This window comes from Citrobacter sp. Cpo069 (genome assembly GCF_030332785.1).
Classification (GTDB): domain Bacteria; phylum Pseudomonadota; class Gammaproteobacteria; order Enterobacterales; family Enterobacteriaceae; genus Citrobacter; species Citrobacter portucalensis.
In genome coordinates this window covers 25,355-44,710 of the sequence record NZ_JAOWHD010000039.1, presented here as the reverse complement: position 1 = coordinate 44,710, position 19,356 = coordinate 25,355, and the positions used below count along the sequence as shown (strand labels likewise).

Here is a 19,356-nt window from a genome sequence, read left to right as displayed (position 1 = left end):
GTTTGCTCACCCCGTAATGCCTTTTCTGCGATACAATGCCTTCAGGTTATAAATCGGAGAGTAAGGCATGCCACACCCTGCGTTAACGCAACTGCGTGCGCTGCGTTATTTTGATGCGATCCCGGCGCTGGACGCCCAACTGCTCGACTGGTTGTTATTGGAAGATTCTATGACCAAACGTTTTGAGCAGCAGGGGAAAAAGGTCACCGTAACGTTGATTCGCGAAGAATTCGTTGGGCAAAATGAGGTGGCTGAAGAACTGACGCTGCTGCCTAAAGAGTCTCGTTATTGGTTACGTGAAATCCTGTTATGCGCGGATGGTGAACCCTGGCTTGCCGGACGGACTGTGGTGCCTGAATCAACCTTGTGCGGCCCTGAACTGGCCTTACAGAACCTGGGGAAAACCCCGCTCGGACGCTACCTGTTTACGTCATCGACATTGACCCGAGATTTTATTGAGATTGGCCGCGATGCAGCGCTGTGGGGGCGTCGTTCCCGCCTGCGGCTGAGCGGTAAGCCACTGATGCTTACCGAGCTTTTTCTGCCTGCGTCGCCGTTGTACTGAGAGGAAGATAAAGATGGAGTGGAGTCTGACGCAGAATAAGCTGCTGGCGTTTCACCGCTTGATGCGTACGGATAAGCCAATCGGCGCCTTACTGCTGCTCTGGCCTACGCTGTGGGCTCTGTGGGTGGCGACCCCAGGCATGCCGCAACTGTGGATCCTGGCGGTTTTTGTCGCTGGCGTTTGGTTAATGCGCGCCGCCGGATGCGTGGTGAATGATTATGCCGACAGGAAATTTGACGGGCACGTCAAACGCACCGCGAATCGACCGCTGCCGAGCGGGGCTGTCACCGAGAAAGAAGCCCGAACGCTGTTTGTGGTACTGGTGCTGCTGGCCTTCCTGCTGGTTTTGACCCTCAACACGATGACCATTTTGTTGTCCGTTGCGGCATTAGCATTAGCGTGGGTTTACCCGTTTATGAAGCGCTATACGCATCTGCCGCAGGTGGTGCTGGGGGCGGCGTTTGGCTGGTCGATCCCGATGGCGTTCGCCGCCGTGAGTGAATCCGTACCGCTGAGCTGCTGGCTGATGTTCCTTGCGAATATTCTCTGGGCGGTGGCTTATGATACGCAGTATGCCATGGTTGACCGGGATGATGACCTGAAGATCGGCATTAAATCGACCGCGATCCTGTTCGGTCAGAACGACAAGCTGATTATTGGTATTTTGCAGGTAGGTGTGCTGGTGCTGATGGCGCTGGTGGGCTGGTTAAACGGGTTAGGACTGGGCTATTACTGGTCTCTGTTGGTGGCGGGCGCGCTGTTTGTCTATCAGCAGAAACTGATCGTCAACCGTGAACGTGATGCTTGCTTTAAAGCGTTTATGAACAATAACTACGTCGGTCTGGTGCTGTTCTTAGGTCTGGCAATGAGCTACTGGCATTTTTGATTTTGGCTTAGCCTGCAAAATAAAAAAACCGGTCATTTCGACCGGTTTTTTTATGCTTACTCGCCCTGAGTGGCGCTCTCGATGGTCAGACGCACATCTGACGTGACCAGTTCGGCCAGCATCTGATAGATCTTCATCGTCTCTTCCGGTTCGGCATCTCCGGTATCGCTGATGAATCCCTCGTCACGCAGCGTCAGCACCAGAGAGCTGAACACGGCTTTATCGAAGAATTCCGGCGCGTTAATGCCGTGCAGCACTGAGAGGCGTTGCGCCACGGTGCGGCTCTCTTTCTCCAGCGTGCCACGGTTGATGGACGGGTTCGCGCTCAGCAGCCAGAAGGTAATGGCGTAGCGCTGCAACGTCTCGCGAGCACCTGCAGCCAGCAGCTGTAGCGTGCGGGAGCGGGCTGGATTGATATGCAGTTCGTCATCGGTCAGGGTGATGAGTCCCTGGCGCTGCATTTCGCTGGCCAGTTCGTCAATCACTCCGGCAAGCTCATCACGCTCCCAGCGTAAGAACAGCTCCGCTTTCAGCATCGGGTACAGCGCATCAATATGCTGCTGCAACGCGGCGCGTGAAATACGACGATGCTGAGTCACAATGGCTGCCATCAACGAAGGCAGAACCAGCATATGCGCAATGTTATTGCGGTAGTAGGTCATCAATACCGCCTGCTCGCGCGGCAGAATAATGATGTCACCGATGGTGTCTTTCTCGACCTCAAACTTGTTCATCTGCAAGGCGTGGTCGATCAGTTCACTGGCGCTCTGTGCCGGCACAGTCGAATCCGCAGCATACGGCACATTGCGCAGCAGGCTCAGGTAGCAGTCGAGTTGTTCGGTCAGCTGTTCACGGGTCAGAGAGCGCTGGCGGGAGGCCAGTAAAGCAGTACAGCACAGGTTCATGGCATTGGCCGCGCCTGCGTTGTTAATGCGCACCATCAAATCGGCGGCAATGTTATTCACCGTCGGCGTCAGCCAGGCCGGGCGGATAGACTCGATAGGGTCAATAGATTCACGCCACTCCGGCACATGCTGGTTGAGGTAAGTCATCAATGGCATTGGTTCACCAAAGTTGACGTAGCCCTGACCCAGATTACGCAGCTTGCTTAAGCCACGCAGCATTTGCGGCAGACTTTCTTTCTCTTTCGTCGCGCCACGCAGCTCTTTTGCGTAGGTGCCCACTTCCATTACGTGCTCATAGCCGATGTAAATAGGAACGAGGGTAATCGGACGTGTACCGCCGCGCAGCATCGCCTGAATAGTCATCGACAGCGTGCCGGTTTTCGGGTCGAGCAGACGACCGGTACGTGAACGGCCCCCTTCGACAAAGTACTCAACCGAGTAACCACGGCTGAACAGCTCGCCCAGGTATTCACGGAATACGGTGGAATAGAGCTTGTTGCCCTTGAAGGTACGACGAATAAAGAACGCGCCCAGACGGCGGAAAATCGGACCCGCGGGCCAGAAGTTCAGGTTGATACCGGCTGCGATGTGCGGCGGCACCAGACCCTGATGGTACAGAACGTACGACAGCAGCATATAGTCCATATGGCTGCGGTGGCACGGAACGTACACGATTTCATGCCCATCATGCGCCAACTGGCGTACACGTTCAGCATTGTGAACGTTAATCCCCTGATACAGACGGTTCCAGGTAAAGCCCAGAATACGGTCCGTCAGACGAATCATTTCGTAGGAGAAGTTGGCGGCAATCTCTTCCATCAGCGCAATGGCATTTTGCTGCGCTTTTTCGTGGGAGATTTTTTTACTGCGCGCTTCATCTTCTACCGCACGAGCGATCGCTTTTGAAGCTAACAGCTTATTAAACAGATCCTGGCGGGCAGGGAGGCGCGGGCCGACAGCGGCCAGGCGCTGGCGAGCAAAGTGCATACGCGCCACGCGAGCCAGCTTCTGGGCGATGATCTTATCCGTACCGTGTTCATCCGCCATACGACGCAGAGAAACTGACGGGGAGAAGCGGACAAAACTGTCGCGACCCAGCCAGGACACCGCAAAGAATTTCTGTACGCCGTTTAGCATACGTAACGGCGGATTGACCTCGCCTTTCTCACGCCCTGGCGCACGGCCAAACATCACCGAAACCGGCACCATCTGCACATCCAGATCCGGATTGCTGCGATGCAAGTCGAGATAGTTGTGGAACAGCTTGATGGACTCTTCTTTCGGCGTGTAATAGGTGAATACACGCGGACCGCCGTGAATAAACACGTAGCGCGGTAACAGCGTTCCGTCTATCTCTAGTGGTTCCAGGGGATCGGGGAGGTCGTGCACCAGACATTGGGCACGCAGCGTCAGCAAGTCTGCTTTCGAATTGTACGGTAGGACGTACATAATGGGACGCGAAGTATCGAGTCCCAATTCCGGAGCAGGTTCTGCTGGAATAGACTTGCTTTTTACCAGGACGCTTAATGGTAAATTCAGTAATTTGTAGTAAATTCGTGGCCAGCCGGACATAAACGATGTAAAGCCTCTGGTTAATAATGCAAATGCGCTGCAAGGATATCAGAAAGTTTAGTGAATTTCTGTGGTATCCGGTCATACTTCGCGCTGCTTTGCCACACCCTGAACAAACGGGGTAACGTTACAATGACATTGACGCTAATAATGTAAAAAGGTTCTTTTTGATGGCCAATAATACCACTGGATTCACCCGAATTATCAAAGCTGCAGGTTATTCCTGGAAAGGTTTTCGCGCCGCATGGATTAATGAGGCGGCATTCCGTCAGGAAAGTGTTGCCGTCCTGCTGGGCGTCGCCATCGCCTGCTGGCTGGATGTTGATGCAATTACCCGCGTGTTGTTGATCGGTTCTGTGATGCTGGTGATGATCGTTGAAATCCTCAACAGTGCGATTGAAGCGGTAGTTGATCGTATTGGTTCTGAGTACCACGAACTTTCCGGTCGAGCGAAAGATATGGGGTCGGCTGCGGTATTGCTGTCTATTTTTGTCGCTCTAATCACCTGGGGCATCCTGTTGTGGTCGCATTTGCGATAAGGCTTCCACAACTGCATAAATCTCCTGTTTTTTGTGCAGTTTGCGGTTCCAAATTCGCCTTTAGCTGTATATACTCACAGCATAACTGTATATACACCCAGGGGGCGGAATGAAAGCGTTAACGGCCAGGCAACAAGAGGTGTTTGATCTCATTAGAGATCACATCAGCCAGACAGGTATGCCACCGACGCGTGCGGAGATCGCGCAGCGTTTGGGGTTCCGTTCCCCAAACGCAGCTGAAGAACACCTGAAAGCGCTGGCGCGTAAAGGTGTGCTGGAAATTGTATCCGGCGCATCGCGCGGTATTCGACTGTTGCAGGAAGAAGAAGAAGGGTTACCGCTTGTCGGTCGCGTGGCAGCCGGTGAGCCACTTCTGGCGCAGCAGCACATCGAAGGCCACTATCAGGTCGATCCTTCACTGTTCAAACCGAACGCCGACTTTCTGCTGCGCGTTAGCGGTATGTCGATGAAAGATATCGGGATTATGGACGGTGATTTACTCGCTGTGCATAAAACCCAGGACGTGCGTAACGGCCAGGTTGTTGTTGCCCGTATTGATGATGAAGTCACGGTTAAGCGGCTGAAAAAGCAGGGAAACAAGGTTGAACTCCTGCCAGAAAACAGCGAGTTCAAACCTATCGTTGTCGACCTGCGCGAACAAAACTTCACTATTGAAGGGCTGGCAGTAGGCGTCATCCGTAACGGTGAATGGCTGTAATTTTCTGTTGAATCCCTGTAGGCCGGATAAGACGATGACGTCGCCATCCGGCAACGTGCCCGGTAGCGCTGCGCTTGCCGGGCCTGCATCACATTGTCCAGTACGTCTAACTTCTTCTCAGGCCCTCCTGTATGCCTTTCTTTACCTCTTCTGATAAAGCGCTCTGGCACCTCGCCTTACCGATGATCTTCTCCAATATCACTGTTCCCCTGCTGGGACTGGTGGATACCGCGGTGATTGGTCATCTGGATAGTCCGGTCTATCTTGGCGGTGTTGCGGTTGGTGCCACGGCAACCAGTTTTCTTTTTATGCTGCTGCTTTTTTTGCGCATGAGCACCACCGGTCTTACCGCCCAGGCATTTGGTGCGAAAAATCCGCAGGCGCTGGCGCGCGCACTGGTGCAGCCGCTCATGCTGGCGCTGGGAGCGGGGTTGCTTATCGCACTGTTTCGTACGCCGATTATCGATCTGGCTCTGCACATTGTTGGCGGAAGTGAAGCGGTACTGGAGCAGGCCCGACGTTTCCTCGAAATTCGCTGGTTAAGCGCACCCGCCTCGCTGGCGAATCTGGTGCTGCTCGGCTGGCTGCTTGGCGTTCAGTATGCGCGTGCGCCGGTTATCTTGTTGATTGTCGGTAATATTCTCAACATTGTGCTTGATATATGGCTGGTGATGGGCCTGCATATGAACGTGCAGGGTGCGGCACTGGCAACGGTGATTGCTGAATATGCCACCTTGCTGATCGGCCTGATGATGGTGCGCAAAGTCCTGCATATGCGCGGAATTTCGCTGGCAATGCTGAAGCAGGCGTGGCGTGGCAACTTCCGCCGTTTGCTGGCGCTTAACCGTGACATCATGTTGCGCTCGCTGCTGCTGCAGCTCTGTTTTGGCGCTATCACGGTGCTGGGTGCGCGTCTGGGAGGCGATATCATTGCGGTTAATGCCGTTCTGATGACCCTGCTAACCTTTACCGCCTACGCGCTGGATGGATTTGCCTATGCCGTGGAAGCGCATTCGGGCCAGGCCTATGGGGCGCGAGATGGTAGCCAGTTGCTGGACGTCTGGCGGGCGGCCTGCCGACAGTCCGGTATTGTGGCTATTTTGTTTTCGCTGGTTTATGCCCTGTTTGGCGAGCAGATTGTTGCGCTGCTGACCTCGCTGCCACAGATCCAACAGCTGGCCGATCGCTATCTTTTCTGGCAGGTGGTGTTACCGCTGGTGGGTGTCTGGTGTTATCTGCTCGACGGAATGTTTATTGGCGCGACGCGCGCGGCAGAAATGCGCAACAGTATGGCCGTTGCCGCCACAGGATTCGCATTAACGCTGCTGACTTTGCCGTGGCTGGGAAATCATGGCTTGTGGTTGGCGTTAACCTTTTTCCTGGCGTTGCGCGGGCTTTCACTGGCCTTTATCTGGCGACGTCACTGGCGTAATGGAACCTGGTTTGCCTGAGCGGGATGGTTAAAAATTCCGAATAGTAAATAAAACCCAGAATCACTGACTACACTTATTCTCACGTCCAGCAAAAACAGCATGTGTCTGGACATGGCACTCTCGCTATTCACAACCTAACGATGAGGACTTGATGATGAATAAAGACGAAGTCGGCGGCAACTGGAAGCAGTTTAAAGGTAAAGTGAAAGAGCAATGGGGCAAACTGACCGATGATGATATGACGGTCATTGAAGGTAAACGTGACCAACTGGTCGGTAAAGTCCAGGAGCGTTACGGTTACGCGAAAGATCAGGCGGAGAAAGAAGTTAACGATTGGGAAAAACGTAATGATTACCGCTGGTAATTAACCCTTCCCTCCTGAGAGTACAAGGATGTACGCTCTCCCGCTTACCTAGCGCCCAACTTTCTTCTTCACCTGAATCGTATGGTCATGCTGGCACTCGCCAGGATGGCGGCAAGATTCAACTTCTACACAGGCCGGACACAGCCCGTGGGCTTCAATAACGTTATGCCGCAGTGCAAAGCCCATTTTTGCCGCCAGCGTATGCATAATGTCTTCCACGCCTTCCGCACACTCTTCTTTTACCACGCCACAGCGGTCGCAAATGAACATTGCAGAACTGTGGGTTGGCTGATCGAACAGATGACAAAGCACATAGCTGTTGGTGGATTCCACCTTGTGCACGAAACCTTGTTCCAGCAGAAAATCGAGCGCACGATAGACGGTAGGTGGTTTAGCCTGTGGCTCAGTTTCCCGCAACAGGTCGAGCAGGTCATAGGCGCTGATCGCACCTTCCTGCAGGCTCATCAGGCGCAGTACTTCGAGGCGTTGTGGCGTAAGCCGCACGTTGCGTTGCGCGCAGAGTTTTTCAGCTTGAGCCAATAACTCTTGCGTAGTGGTTTTGTCCATTTGGCGCCTCGATTTGCGTGGAAGGTTAATCCCTTACTTTAACATGTTCTGCTTAAAACACCGAGATCCACCGTGGTGTGCTATACCTGACGCATCGCAATACTGGAAAATAACCATGAAAAGACCCGATTGTATTCGCCACTGGCGTGAGGTTGAGGGGGCTGATGACTCCACTTATCCTGACAGCGATGAGCTATTTGCTATTGGCGCGCCGCTTGCCCGCAAGTTGGGGTTAGGACGACTCGGCATTCATCATGAACGCCTGCCGCCGGGTCGGCGTACCTCGTACCCGCACGCCGAAAGCGATGAGGAAGAATTTATCTACGTGCTTGAAGGTTATCCTGAGGCCTGGATTAACGGGTATTTATGGAAGCTGGAACCGGGCGACAGCGTCGGTTTCCCGGCAGGTACAGGCGTGTGCCATACCTTTATCAATAACACCAGTGAAGAGGTGCGCCTGTTAGTCGTGGGTGAGGCGAACAAAAAATACAACCGCATTTATTATCCGCTTAACCCGGTCTATGCCGCTACACGTGAGGATCGCTGGGTCGACCATCCGCCGCAGTTTTTTGGATCTCACGACGGAAAACCGGGGCGTAAATAGCTTTTGTTTAGGGTCAGGGGGAGTGAGCCGCGAGGATGTGGCTCACTATCGTAACGGTCTATGCTATAGTAGCGCCCCTTTTTTAACCGGATGCTTGAATATTCGCCATGCTGCCTGAATCTCAGTCTACCGCTTTTCCCGCTCATCGTTTTTCTATCGCGCCGATGCTCGACTGGACGGACAGACACTGCCGCTACTTTTTGCGCTTACTGTCCAGCCAGACGCTGCTCTATACGGAGATGGTAACCACTGGGGCAATCATTCATGGTAAAGGCGATTATCTGGCGTATAGCGAAGAAGAACATCCGGTCGCATTGCAACTGGGCGGGAGCGATCCTGCGGCGCTGGCGCAGTGCGCAAAGCTCGCTGAACAGCGGGGCTACGACGAAATTAACCTCAACGTGGGTTGTCCTTCCGACCGCGTACAGAATGGCATGTTTGGCGCCTGCCTGATGGGGAATGCGCAACTGGTCGCCGATTGCGTCAAAGCGATGCGCGACGTGGTGTCGATTCCGGTTACGGTGAAAACTCGTATCGGCATTGATGACCAGGACAGCTACGAATTCCTCTGCGATTTCATCAACACGGTATCTGGCAAAGGCGAATGTGAGATGTTTATCATTCACGCCCGCAAGGCCTGGCTGTCAGGGTTAAGCCCGAAAGAAAACCGCGAAATTCCACCGCTGGATTATGACCGTGTTTATCAGTTAAAGCGTGATTTTCCGCATCTGACGATGTCGATCAACGGCGGCATTAAATCGTTGGAAGAAGCGAAAATTCATCTGCAACATATGGATGGCGTGATGGTGGGGCGTGAGGCGTATCAAAACCCAGGCATTCTGGCGTCCGTTGACCGCGAGATTTTTGCAGCTACCACCGAAGATACCGATCCAGTCGCCGTGGTGCGTGCCATGTACCCGTATATTGAGCGTGAACTGAGTAAGGGAACCTATTTGGGACATGTGACACGCCATATGCTGGGGCTGTTTCAGGGCATCCCTGGTGCCCGTCAGTGGCGTCGCTATCTGAGCGAGAATGCACATAAAGCCGGGGCAGATATTAACGTTCTGGAGCATGCGCTGAAGCTGGTGGCAGACAAGCGTTAAGTTTTCACCAAAAGTTAGTTAATTTCACCACGCCCTGCGCTTTGTCGCGGGGCGTTTTCTTTATAAATCAACGCATTATTTTTGGCATGTTTCTTGTAAAGCAATGGAGAGAATTTCATTTCGGGAGAGAGCCATGCTGGAACTACTTTTTGTGATTGGATTTTTTATCATGCTGATGGTCACCGGCGTATCTTTGCTGGGCGTTCTGGCCGCATTGGTCGTAGCCACCGCCGTGATGTTTCTGGGCGGACTATTTGCTTTGATGATTAAACTGTTGCCCTGGCTGCTACTGGCTGTTGCTGTGGTGTGGGTGGTCAAGGCGATAAAAGCGCCAAAAGTCCCACAGTATCAGCGCAATAACCGCCGGTTTTACTAAGGTATTGAGCGGTACGTCACAACCTGCAACATTGCCTTTAGAACCAAATAGGAATTGATTATCAAATCTGTCACTATTGCCAGGTTAACGAATTCATCGAGCTGTACCCTACATACAGCCGAACTAAAAAAAGAAAGGGCTTCCTGCGGGAAGCCCTAATTCTTTCTTTCCCCGTCATAATTCAAACTCCAGGTGTGTTGGCTGCTTTCATTCACCCCAGTCACTTACTCCAGTAAGCTCCTGGGGATTCATTCCATTGCCGCCTTCCTGGAGCTTGAATTATTTAGGGGAAAATGATGGCGTTACGGAATCAGCAAACTCGATCCCTGCGTGGCCCGGCTTTCCAGTACTTCATGAGCACGCTGTGCATCGTGCAGTGCGAACGTCTGACCAGGTGCGACATCCACTTTGATCACTCCGCTGGCAATCAGCGAGAAAAGCTCATTGCTGGCTTCGGTTAATTCGCGGTGATTGGTGATGTAACCCTGTAGAGAAGGACGGGTCACGTAGAGCGAACCTTTCTGGTTCAGAATGCCTAAGTTCACGCCGGTCACCGGCCCGGAAGCATTACCAAAGCTGACCATTAATCCCCGGCGCTGTAAACAATCCAGCGAGGCTTCCCAGGTATCTTTCCCCACCGAGTCATACACCACCCGCACTTTTTTACCGCCAGTTACCTCTTTCACTCGCTCAACAATGCTCTCTTCACGATAGTTAATGACCTGCCATGCGCCAGCCTGCAGTGCAATTTGCGCTTTTTGCGCACTGCCGACGGTACCAATCAGCTTCGCACCCAAGGCTTTTGCCCACTGGCAGGCAATCATGCCGACGCCGCCCGCAGCCGCATGGAACAAAAACGGCTCATCAGGTTGAATTTCATAGGTTTTACGTAACAGATAAAAAACGGTTAGCCCTTTAAGAAACGAGGCGGCAGCTTGTTCAAACGAGATAGCGTTAGGCAGGATGGCGGCTTTATCGGCCGGAACGTTATGCACTGAGCTGTAGGCGCCAAGAGCAGACTGGGCGTACACCACGCGATCGCCAGCTTTAATGTGTGTCACTTTGCTGCCAACTTTGCTGACTACGCCGGCAGCTTCGGTACCCAGCCCGCTGGGCAGGGAAGGCGGTGGATAAAGACCACTGCGGATGTAGGTGTCGATATAGTTGATCCCAATCGCTTTGTTCTCGACCTGGATTTCGTTTTCCGCCGGGTCTACGGGCGTAAACTCCACCGCCTTGAGTACATCAGGGCCACCATGCTTGTGAAATTCAATACGTGTTGCCATGCTTCCTCCAAAAGAAATGTGGTAATCTTTCGACCCAATCATTATCTCGGTAACTCCATTCACTATGGCAGGAAATAAACCCTTCAACAAACAACAGACTGATGCTCGTGAGCGCGATCCCCAGGTCGCCGGGCTGAAAGTACCGCCGCACTCGATTGAAGCGGAACAGTCGGTGTTGGGCGGTTTAATGCTGGATAACGAACGCTGGGACGATGTCGCCGAGCGTGTGGTGGCGGAAGATTTTTATACCCGTCCGCACCGGCATATCTTCACGGAAATGCATCGCCTGCAGGAGATGGGAAAACCCATCGATCTGATCACGCTGGCAGAGTCGCTGGAAGTTCAGGGACAACTGGACAGCGTCGGCGGTTTTGCTTACCTGGCTGAGTTGTCTAAAAACACGCCAAGTGCGGCGAACATTAGCGCTTATGCGGATATCGTCCGCGAACGTGCCGTTGTTCGTGACATGATTTCAGTTGCGAACGAAATCGCGGAAGCCGGTTTTGATCCGCAAGGGCGCTCCAGTGAAGATCTGTTGGACCTTGCAGAATCCCGTGTCTTTAAAATCGCGGAAAGCCGCGCTAATAAAGACGAAGGCCCGAAAAATATTACTGACGTGCTCGACGCCACCGTCGCGCGTATCGAGCAGCTGTTCCAGCAACCGCACGACGGCGTCACCGGGGTGAACACCGGTTATGACGACCTCAATAAAAAGACGGCTGGTTTGCAGCCGTCAGACTTAATTATCGTCGCCGCGCGTCCGTCGATGGGTAAAACGACATTTGCAATGAACCTCGTCGAAAATGCGGCGATGTTGCAGGATAAGCCGGTTCTTATCTTTAGTCTTGAAATGCCCTCAGAACAGATCATGATGCGTTCCCTGGCCTCGCTCTCACGCGTAGACCAAACCAAAATTCGTACCGGTCAACTGGATGATGAAGACTGGGCGCGAATTTCCGGAACAATGGGTATTTTGCTGGAGAAACGAAACATCTATATTGATGACTCCTCCGGCCTGACGCCTACGGAAGTGCGCTCGCGTGCCCGTCGTATCGCCCGTGAACATGGCGGTATCGGACTTATCATGATCGACTACCTGCAACTGATGCGCGTACCGTCGCTCTCCGACAACCGTACGCTGGAAATTGCAGAAATCTCCCGCTCGCTGAAAGCGTTAGCGAAAGAACTGCATGTGCCGGTGGTGGCGCTGTCGCAGCTTAACCGCTCTCTGGAACAACGTGCCGACAAGCGTCCGGTCAACTCGGATCTGCGTGAGTCTGGCTCCATCGAGCAGGATGCCGACTTAATCATGTTTATCTATCGTGATGAGGTTTATCACGAAAACAGCGACCTGAAAGGGATCGCAGAAATCATTATTGGTAAGCAACGTAACGGCCCGATCGGAACGGTTCGCCTGACGTTTAACGGACAGTGGTCGCGCTTTGACAACTATGCCGGTCCTCAATATGACGATGAGTAATTTCTAAGGAATACAAATGCAAGCGGCAACTGTAGTTATTAACCGCCGCGCTCTGCGACACAACCTGCAACGTCTGCGTGAACTGGCTCCAGCCAGCAAACTGGTTGCGGTTGTGAAAGCGAACGCCTACGGCCATGGTCTGTTAGAGACCGCGCGAACGCTCCCCGATGCGGACGCTTTTGGTGTCGCTCGTCTTGAAGAAGCCCTGCGCTTGCGAGCGGGAGGGATCACGCAGCCCATCCTGCTGCTGGAAGGATTTTTTGATGCCTCCGATCTGCCGACTATTTCCGCGCAGCGCCTGCATACTGCCGTCCACAACCAGGAGCAGCTCGAAGCCCTGGAAGCCGCTAAACTGGCTGAACCCGTTACCGTCTGGATGAAGCTCGACACCGGTATGCACCGCCTGGGCGTACGCCCTGAGCAGGCCGAGGCGTTTTATCAGCGCTTAACACAGTGTGAAAACGTGCGCCAACCGGTCAATATCGTCAGCCACTTTGCTCGCGCGGACGAGCCTGAGTGTGGCGCGACCGAAAAACAGCTCGATATCTTCAACAGCTTTTGTGAAGGCAAACCGGGGCAGCGTTCGATTGCCGCGTCGGGTGGTATTTTGCTGTGGCCGCAGTCTCACTTCGACTGGGCGCGTCCGGGGCTGATTCTGTATGGCGTATCGCCACTGGAAAATCACTCCATCGGCGCTGATTTTGGCTGCCAGCCGGTAATGTCGCTGACCTCAAGCCTGATTGCGGTGCGCGAGCACAAAGCGGGGGAGCCGGTTGGTTATGGTGGAACCTGGCTGAGTGAGCGCGACACGCGTCTTGGCGTGGTAGCGATGGGCTATGGCGATGGTTATCCGCGCGCAGCGCCTTCGGGGACGCCGGTACTGGTCAATGGCCGTGAAGTGCCGATCGTCGGTCGCGTCGCGATGGATATGATCTGCGTCGATTTAGGCCCCGAAGCGCAGGATAAAGCCGGCGATTCGGTGATTCTGTGGGGCGAGGGCTTGCCCGTTGAACGTATTGCTGAAATGACGAAAGTAAGTGCTTACGAACTTATTACGCGCCTGACCTCAAGGGTAGCGATGAAGTATATCGATTAGCAGCATGATGTGCCGGACAGGTGGTTACGCCGCCTTCCGGCAATATTCCTCTCAACATCCTCTCGATCTTCTCCCACTTCCGGTTTATTGTGTTCGTAACCCCTGCCTGTAAACCCGGAGAACCACACGTGTTTCAAAAAGTTGACGCCTACGCCGGCGACCCGATCTTATCGCTCATGGAGCGCTTCAAAGAAGATTCACGTAGCGACAAAGTGAATCTCAGCATCGGCCTGTATTACAACGAAGACGGCATTATTCCTCAGCTTAAAGCTGTGGCGGAAGCGGAAGCCCGCCTCAATGCCAAACCGCATGGCGCTTCGCTGTATCTGCCGATGGAAGGTCTGAACACGTATCGCCATACTATTGCGCCGCTGCTGTTTGGCGCAGAACATCCGGTTCTCCAGCAGCAGCGCGTCGCAACCATTCAGACGCTGGGCGGCTCCGGTGCGTTAAAGGTTGGCGCAGACTTCCTGAAACGTTATTTCCCTGATTCTGGCGTGTGGGTCAGCGATCCGACCTGGGAAAACCATATCGCGATTTTTGAAGGTGCCGGATTCGAAGTAAGCACTTACCCATGGTATGACGACACGACCAACGGCGTGCGTTTCAACGACCTGCTGGCAACGCTGAATACCCTACCGGCGCGCAGCATCGTGCTGCTACATCCGTGCTGCCATAACCCGACAGGGGCGGATTTAACGCCTGCGCAGTGGGATAGCGTTATTGAGATCCTGAAAGCACGTGATCTGATTCCGTTCCTGGACATTGCTTACCAGGGCTTTGGTGGTGGAATGGAAGACGACGCCTATGCGATTCGCGCCATTGCCAGCGCCGGATTGCCTGCTCTGGTCAGTAACTCATTCTCGAAGATTTTCTCCTTATACGGCGAGCGTGTCGGCGGACTGTCAGTGGTATGTGAAGACGCTGAAGCCGCTAGCCGCGTGCTGGGGCAGCTAAAAGCGACGGTGCGTCGGAACTACTCCAGCCCGCCAAACTTTGGTGCGCAGGTAGTTGCCGCGGTACTGGGTGATGACGCGCTGAAAGCCAGTTGGCTGGCGGAAGTTGAAGAGATGCGTACCCGCATTCTGGCGATGCGCCAGGAGTTGGTTAACGTATTGAATACGGAGATCCCAGGCCGTAACTTTGACTACCTGCTGCAACAGCGCGGGATGTTCAGCTATACCGGGCTTAGCGCAGCCCAGGTTGATCGTCTGCGCGATGAGTTCGGTGTATACCTGATCGCCAGCGGTCGTATGTGCGTGGCCGGGTTGAATCACGGTAACGTGCAGCGCGTGGCGAAGGCATTTGCCGCCGTCATGTAACCGACTTTGCAGGCCTGATAAGCGTCGCGCCATCAGGCCTGTTTTCCAATGTGATCGTGCTCCTTTTCCAGGACAAAACCAGAGAAAATCCTTCCTTTCCCTCCCCCTAAGGGGTAAGGTCAGATAGTTTTTTGACCAGTTGTTAATAAAAAAATGATAACTAACTGACTACTTAGGGAAAAATATGCGCAAGTTTACGTTGGCACTGAGTGCCGTTTGTTTATTGTTCACGCTAAATCAGCCAGCCCAGGCACTCGTTTCTTCTCCCTCTCAGCTCAATCCAGGCACTAACGTTGCAAAGCTCGCTGAGCAGGCTCCCATTCACTGGGTCTCCGTGGCACAAATTGAAAACAGCCTGACCGGACGTCCGCCGATGGCCGTCGGGTTTGATATCGATGACACAGTCCTCTTTTCCAGCCCAGGCTTCTGGCGCGGTAAAAAAACGTATTCTCCGGACAGTGAGGATTACCTGAAGAATCCGGCCTTCTGGGAAAAAATGAACAATGGCTGGGACGAGTTTAGTATTCCAAAAGAAGTCGCGCGCCAACTGATTGATATGCACGTGCGTCGCGGTGACAGCATCTTTTTCGTGACCGGGCGTAGCCAGACGAAGACTGAAACGGTGTCGAAAACGTTGTCTGATAACTTTCACATCCCAGCTGGAAATATGAATCCGGTCATTTTTGCCGGCGACAAGCCGGGTCAGAACACCAAAACGCAGTGGCTGCAGGATAAAAATATCCGCATGTTCTACGGTGACTCCGATAATGACATTACCGCCGCTCGCGACGTGGGTATTCGCGGTATTCGCATTTTGCGCGCCTCTAACTCCACTTATAAGCCGTTGCCACAGGCCGGTGCGTTTGGTGAAGAGGTGATCGTCAACTCGGAATATTGAGGACGCTGGCTGCGGATTGCTGTTTTTTTAAACAAATTTACATTGCTGGCTTTTACCTTTTGCGGACTTGCTGCACACTGAATAAAAGATGTTCTCATGAGGCAATATGCTGGTAAGGGGAATAAAGATGACGAATTCGGAGTTGCTGCAATACTGCATGGCAAAAACGGGCGCGGAGCAGAGCGTTCACAGTGATTGGAAGGCCACGCAAATCAAAGTCGAAGATGTGCTTTTTGCCATGGTAAAAGAGGTGGAAGAACGCCCGGCGGTGTCTCTGAAAACCAGCCCAGAACTGGCAGAACTGTTGCGCCAGCAGCATAGCGATGTTCGGCCAAGCAGGCATCTCAATAAGGCGCACTGGAGTACGGTGTATCTGGACGGCTCGCTGCCGGATTCACAGATTTATTATCTGGTCGACGCCTCTTATCAGCAGGCTGTGAACACGTTGCCGGAAGATAAACGCCGGATACTGACGCAGCCCTGATCCGTTTCGCCGGATGCGGCGCAAGCGCCTTATCCGGCCTACAAGCAATTATACCTGATCTGTAGTTTCGTAGGCCTGATAAGCGTAGCGCCATCAGGCACAACGGTTGCCGGATGCGGCGCAAGCGCCTTATCCGGCCTACAGGCTTTATATCTGGTCTGTAGTTTCGTAGGCCTGATAAGCGCAGCGCCATCAGGCACAACGGTTGCCGAATGCGTCTTATCCGGCCTACAAGCTTTATGCATATTCTGTAGGCCAGACAAGTGTTGCGTAATTACAACAGCGGTTTGAGGAAGCGGGCCGTGTGTGAGGCTTCACACTCAGCGACCGTTTCTGGTGTGCCGGAGACAAGGATTTCGCCGCCGCCGCTGCCGCCTTCCGGACCGAGATCGACAATCCAGTCTGCGGTCTTAATCACGTCCAGATTGTGCTCAATCACCACGATGGTGTTGCCCTGATCCCGGAGTTGATGCAGCACGTCCAACAGTTGCTGAATATCCGCAAAATGCAGACCGGTGGTCGGCTCATCGAGAATATACAGCGTTTGCCCGGTACCGCGTTTGGACAGCTCGCGCGCCAGCTTCACGCGCTGTGCTTCACCGCCCGAGAGCGTGGTAGCGGACTGACCCAGTCGAATGTACGTCAGGCCAACGTCCATCAGCGTTTGCAGCTTACGCGCCAGCGCCGGAACGGCATCGAAGAACTCACGCGCTTCTTCAATCGTCATATCCAGCACTTCGTGGATAGTCTTGCCTTTGTACTTAATTTCTAACGTTTCGCGGTTATAGCGCTTGCCTTTGCACTGATCGCACGGCACGTAGATATCCGGCAGGAAGTGCATTTCGACTTTGATCACGCCGTCGCCCTGACAGGCTTCACAGCGTCCGCCACGGACGTTAAAGCTGAAACGCCCCGGCGTGTAACCGCGTGCTCGTGACTCCGGTACACCGGCAAACAGTTCGCGCACTGGCGTAAACACCCCGGTGTAGGTTGCCGGGTTAGAGCGCGGCGTACGGCCAATCGGGCTTTGGTCAATGTCGATCACTTTGTCGAAATGCTCCAGGCCTTGAACGTCGCGATACGGCGCAGGTTCAGCCAGCGTCGCACCGTTTAGCGCCGTCTGTGCAATCGGGAACAGTGTGTCGTTAATCAGCGTCGATTTACCCGAACCGGAAACACCGGTAATGCAGGTAAATAAACCTACCGGCAGCGTCAGGGTGACATCTTTCAGGTTGTTACCGCGTGCGCCGGTGAGCTTCAGCACTTTCTCTGGGTCAGCCGCAACGCGCTGTTTAGGCACTTCAATCTTGCGTTTACCGCTCATGTACTGGCCGGTCAGCGACTCAGGCACTGCCATGATGTCGTCGAGCGTCCCTTCGGCGACGACCTGACCGCCGTGAACACCCGCGCCCGGGCCGATATCGATAACGTGGTCAGCGGCGCGAATCGCGTCTTCATCATGCTCGACCACAATAACGGTATTACCCAGATTACGCAGGTGGATAAGCGTACCCAGCAGACGTTCGTTATCGCGCTGGTGCAGGCCAATAGACGGTTCATCCAGTACGTACATTACACCGACCAGACCCGCGCCGATCTGGCTTGCCAGGCGAATACGCTGGGCCTCACCGCCGGAGAGTGTTTCTGCTGAACGCGATAGCGTCAGGTAGTTGAGGCCGACGTTGACCAGGAACTTCAGACGATCGCCAATCTCTTTAAGAATTTTCTCGGCAATCTTCGCCCGCTGACCCGCAAGCTTCAGATTGTTGAAGAAATCCATTGCATGACCGATGCTCATGTCAGAAATCGCAGGCAGCGGCGTATTTTCAACAAATACGTGACGGGCTTCCCGGCGTAAACGCGTCCCTTCACAGCTGGCGCAAGGACGGTTACTGATGAACTTGGCTAATTCTTCACGTACCGCGCTGGATTCCGTTTCTTTATAGCGGCGCTCCATATTGTGCAATACGCCTTCGAACGGATGGCGACGTACGGACGTATCACCGCGATCGTTCATGTATTTAAATTCGATATTCTCTTTACCGGAACCGTACAGTACCACTTTATGCACGGTAGGGTTCAGGCTGGCCCACGGGGCTTCAACGTCGAATTTATAGTGTTCCGCCAGAGACTTAAGCATCTGGAAGTAATAGAAGTTACGGCGATCCCAACCGCGGATAGCACCACCGGCCAGCGACAGTTCCGGGTTTTGGATCACCCGATCAGGATCGAAATATTGCTGCACGCCGAGACCGTCACAGGTTGGACACGCGCCCGCCGGGTTGTTAAACGAAAACAGCCGCGGTTCCAGTTCGCGCATGCTATAGCCGCAGATAGGGCAGGCGAAGTTGGCGGAGAACAGCAGCTCCTCCGCTTTCGGGTCGTCCATATCGGCAACGACCGCCGTACCGCCGGACAGTTCCAGCGCGGTTTCAAAGGATTCCGCCAGTCGTTGGGTGAGATCGTCACGGACTTTAAAGCGGTCAATCACCACTTCAATGGTGTGTTTCTTTTGCAGCTCAAGCTTGGGCGGATCGGAAAGGTCACAGACTTCACCGTCGATACGGGCGCGGATATAGCCCTGGCCTGCCAGGTTTTCCAGCGTTTTGGTGTGCTCGCCTTTACGCTCTTTGATCACCGGCGCCAGCAGCATCAGACGCTTACCTTCCGGCTGCGACAGGACGTTATCCACCATCTGGCTTACGGTCTGCGCTGCCAGGGGAACGTCGTGATCCGGACAGCGCGGCTCGCCAACGCGGGCAAACAGCAGACGGAGATAGTCGTGAATTTCGGTAATTGTACCTACCGTGGATCGCGGGTTATGGGACGTCGATTTTTGTTCAATTGAGATGGCAGGAGAGAGCCCCTCAATGTGGTCGACGTCCGGTTTTTCCATCAGCGACAGAAATTGACGCGCGTACGCGGAAAGGGATTCAACGTAACGACGCTGCCCTTCGGCATATAAGGTGTCGAAAGCGAGCGAAGATTTGCCTGAGCCCGAAAGCCCGGTGACGACAATCAGCTTGTCGCGCGGGATGACGAGGTTGATGTTTTTGAGATTATGGGTGCGGGCGCCCCGAACTTCGATCTTATCCATTCATCTTTCCCGGATTAAACGCTTTTTTGCCTGGCTGCATGGTGCTACCGGCGATCAC

The 19,356-nt window shown here is 53.8% G+C and carries 18 protein-coding genes; 14 read left to right on the top strand and 4 right to left on the bottom strand.

Annotated features, from left to right (window positions below; genetic code table 11):
* Positions 1–67: 67 nt before the first annotated feature.
* Positions 68–565, top strand: coding sequence for a chorismate lyase (ubiC, locus tag OGY08_RS03855; protein ID WP_003826587.1), 498 nt, complete (start codon positions 68–70; stop codon positions 563–565).
* Between the two features lie 13 nt (positions 566–578).
* Positions 579–1,451 (top strand): 4-hydroxybenzoate octaprenyltransferase, encoded by an 873-nt coding sequence (gene ubiA / locus OGY08_RS03850; RefSeq protein WP_003826589.1) that lies wholly within the window; start codon positions 579–581, stop codon positions 1,449–1,451.
* Positions 1,452–1,507: 56 nt separating this feature from the next.
* Here the strand turns inward: ubiA and plsB are convergent, their stop codons facing one another.
* Positions 1,508–3,928 carry a glycerol-3-phosphate 1-O-acyltransferase PlsB gene (gene plsB / locus OGY08_RS03845; RefSeq protein ID WP_008786919.1) on the bottom strand — a complete coding sequence of 807 codons (2,421 nt, stop codon included), beginning with the start codon at positions 3,926–3,928 and terminating at the stop codon, positions 1,508–1,510.
* Positions 3,929–4,098: 170 nt separating this feature from the next.
* On the opposite strand from plsB, the gene OGY08_RS03840 reads away from it, so the two are divergent.
* The 4 genes from OGY08_RS03840 (at position 4,099) to OGY08_RS03825 (ending at position 6,982) form a co-directional block, all read left to right on the top strand.
* Positions 4,099–4,467, top strand: coding sequence for a diacylglycerol kinase (locus OGY08_RS03840; RefSeq protein WP_003826594.1), 369 nt, complete (start codon positions 4,099–4,101; stop codon positions 4,465–4,467).
* 109 nt (positions 4,468–4,576) lie between these two features.
* Positions 4,577–5,185, top strand: a complete 609-nt coding sequence (gene lexA, locus OGY08_RS03835; RefSeq protein ID WP_003826596.1) for a transcriptional repressor LexA — start codon at positions 4,577–4,579, stop codon at positions 5,183–5,185.
* A 131-nt stretch (positions 5,186–5,316) separates the two neighbouring features.
* The gene (gene dinF, locus OGY08_RS03830; RefSeq protein ID WP_032942096.1) at positions 5,317–6,636 is read left to right on the top strand and encodes an MATE family efflux transporter DinF; all 1,320 of its coding nucleotides are present in this window, start codon (positions 5,317–5,319) and stop codon (positions 6,634–6,636) included.
* A 136-nt stretch (positions 6,637–6,772) separates the two neighbouring features.
* Positions 6,773–6,982, top strand: coding sequence for a CsbD family protein (locus tag OGY08_RS03825; protein ID WP_003031706.1), 210 nt, complete (start codon positions 6,773–6,775; stop codon positions 6,980–6,982).
* Positions 6,983–7,030: 48 nt separating this feature from the next.
* Here the strand turns inward: OGY08_RS03825 and zur are convergent, their stop codons facing one another.
* Positions 7,031–7,549 (bottom strand): zinc uptake transcriptional repressor Zur, encoded by a 519-nt coding sequence (gene zur / locus OGY08_RS03820; protein ID WP_003031709.1) that lies wholly within the window; start codon positions 7,547–7,549, stop codon positions 7,031–7,033.
* A 115-nt stretch (positions 7,550–7,664) separates the two neighbouring features.
* Between zur and OGY08_RS03815 the strand changes: the two genes are divergently transcribed.
* From OGY08_RS03815 to pspG, 3 genes are all read left to right on the top strand, one after another.
* A complete protein-coding gene (locus OGY08_RS03815; RefSeq protein WP_003031710.1) occupies positions 7,665–8,153 on the top strand; it encodes a cupin domain-containing protein in 489 nt (162 codons plus the stop codon).
* 107 nt (positions 8,154–8,260) lie between these two features.
* Positions 8,261–9,259 carry a tRNA dihydrouridine(20/20a) synthase DusA gene (gene dusA / locus OGY08_RS03810; RefSeq protein WP_020996089.1) on the top strand — a complete coding sequence of 333 codons (999 nt, stop codon included), beginning with the start codon at positions 8,261–8,263 and terminating at the stop codon, positions 9,257–9,259.
* A gap of 133 nt (positions 9,260–9,392) precedes the next feature.
* A complete protein-coding gene (pspG, locus tag OGY08_RS03805; RefSeq protein WP_125363339.1) occupies positions 9,393–9,635 on the top strand; it encodes an envelope stress response protein PspG in 243 nt (80 codons plus the stop codon).
* A gap of 302 nt (positions 9,636–9,937) precedes the next feature.
* Here the strand turns inward: pspG and OGY08_RS03800 are convergent, their stop codons facing one another.
* Positions 9,938–10,921: a quinone oxidoreductase gene (locus OGY08_RS03800; protein ID WP_008786924.1), complete on the bottom strand. Its 984-nt coding sequence runs from the start codon at positions 10,919–10,921 to the stop codon at positions 9,938–9,940.
* Between the two features lie 64 nt (positions 10,922–10,985).
* Between OGY08_RS03800 and dnaB the strand changes: the two genes are divergently transcribed.
* From dnaB to OGY08_RS03775, 5 genes are all read left to right on the top strand, one after another.
* The gene (dnaB, locus tag OGY08_RS03795; RefSeq protein WP_003826610.1) at positions 10,986–12,401 is read left to right on the top strand and encodes a replicative DNA helicase; all 1,416 of its coding nucleotides are present in this window, start codon (positions 10,986–10,988) and stop codon (positions 12,399–12,401) included.
* A gap of 16 nt (positions 12,402–12,417) precedes the next feature.
* Positions 12,418–13,497, top strand: coding sequence for an alanine racemase (gene alr / locus OGY08_RS03790; protein WP_003826612.1), 1,080 nt, complete (start codon positions 12,418–12,420; stop codon positions 13,495–13,497).
* A 128-nt stretch (positions 13,498–13,625) separates the two neighbouring features.
* Positions 13,626–14,819, top strand: a complete 1,194-nt coding sequence (tyrB, locus tag OGY08_RS03785; RefSeq protein ID WP_125363338.1) for an aromatic amino acid transaminase — start codon at positions 13,626–13,628, stop codon at positions 14,817–14,819.
* 184 nt (positions 14,820–15,003) lie between these two features.
* Positions 15,004–15,717 (top strand): acid phosphatase AphA, encoded by a 714-nt coding sequence (gene aphA / locus OGY08_RS03780; RefSeq protein WP_003826615.1) that lies wholly within the window; start codon positions 15,004–15,006, stop codon positions 15,715–15,717.
* A gap of 127 nt (positions 15,718–15,844) precedes the next feature.
* The gene (locus tag OGY08_RS03775; protein WP_008786927.1) at positions 15,845–16,201 is read left to right on the top strand and encodes an MmcQ/YjbR family DNA-binding protein; all 357 of its coding nucleotides are present in this window, start codon (positions 15,845–15,847) and stop codon (positions 16,199–16,201) included.
* 274 nt (positions 16,202–16,475) lie between these two features.
* On the opposite strand, the gene uvrA is transcribed toward OGY08_RS03775, so the two are convergent.
* Positions 16,476–19,298 (bottom strand): excinuclease ABC subunit UvrA, encoded by a 2,823-nt coding sequence (uvrA, locus tag OGY08_RS03770; protein ID WP_061547501.1) that lies wholly within the window; start codon positions 19,296–19,298, stop codon positions 16,476–16,478.
* Positions 19,299–19,356 lie beyond the last annotated feature (58 nt).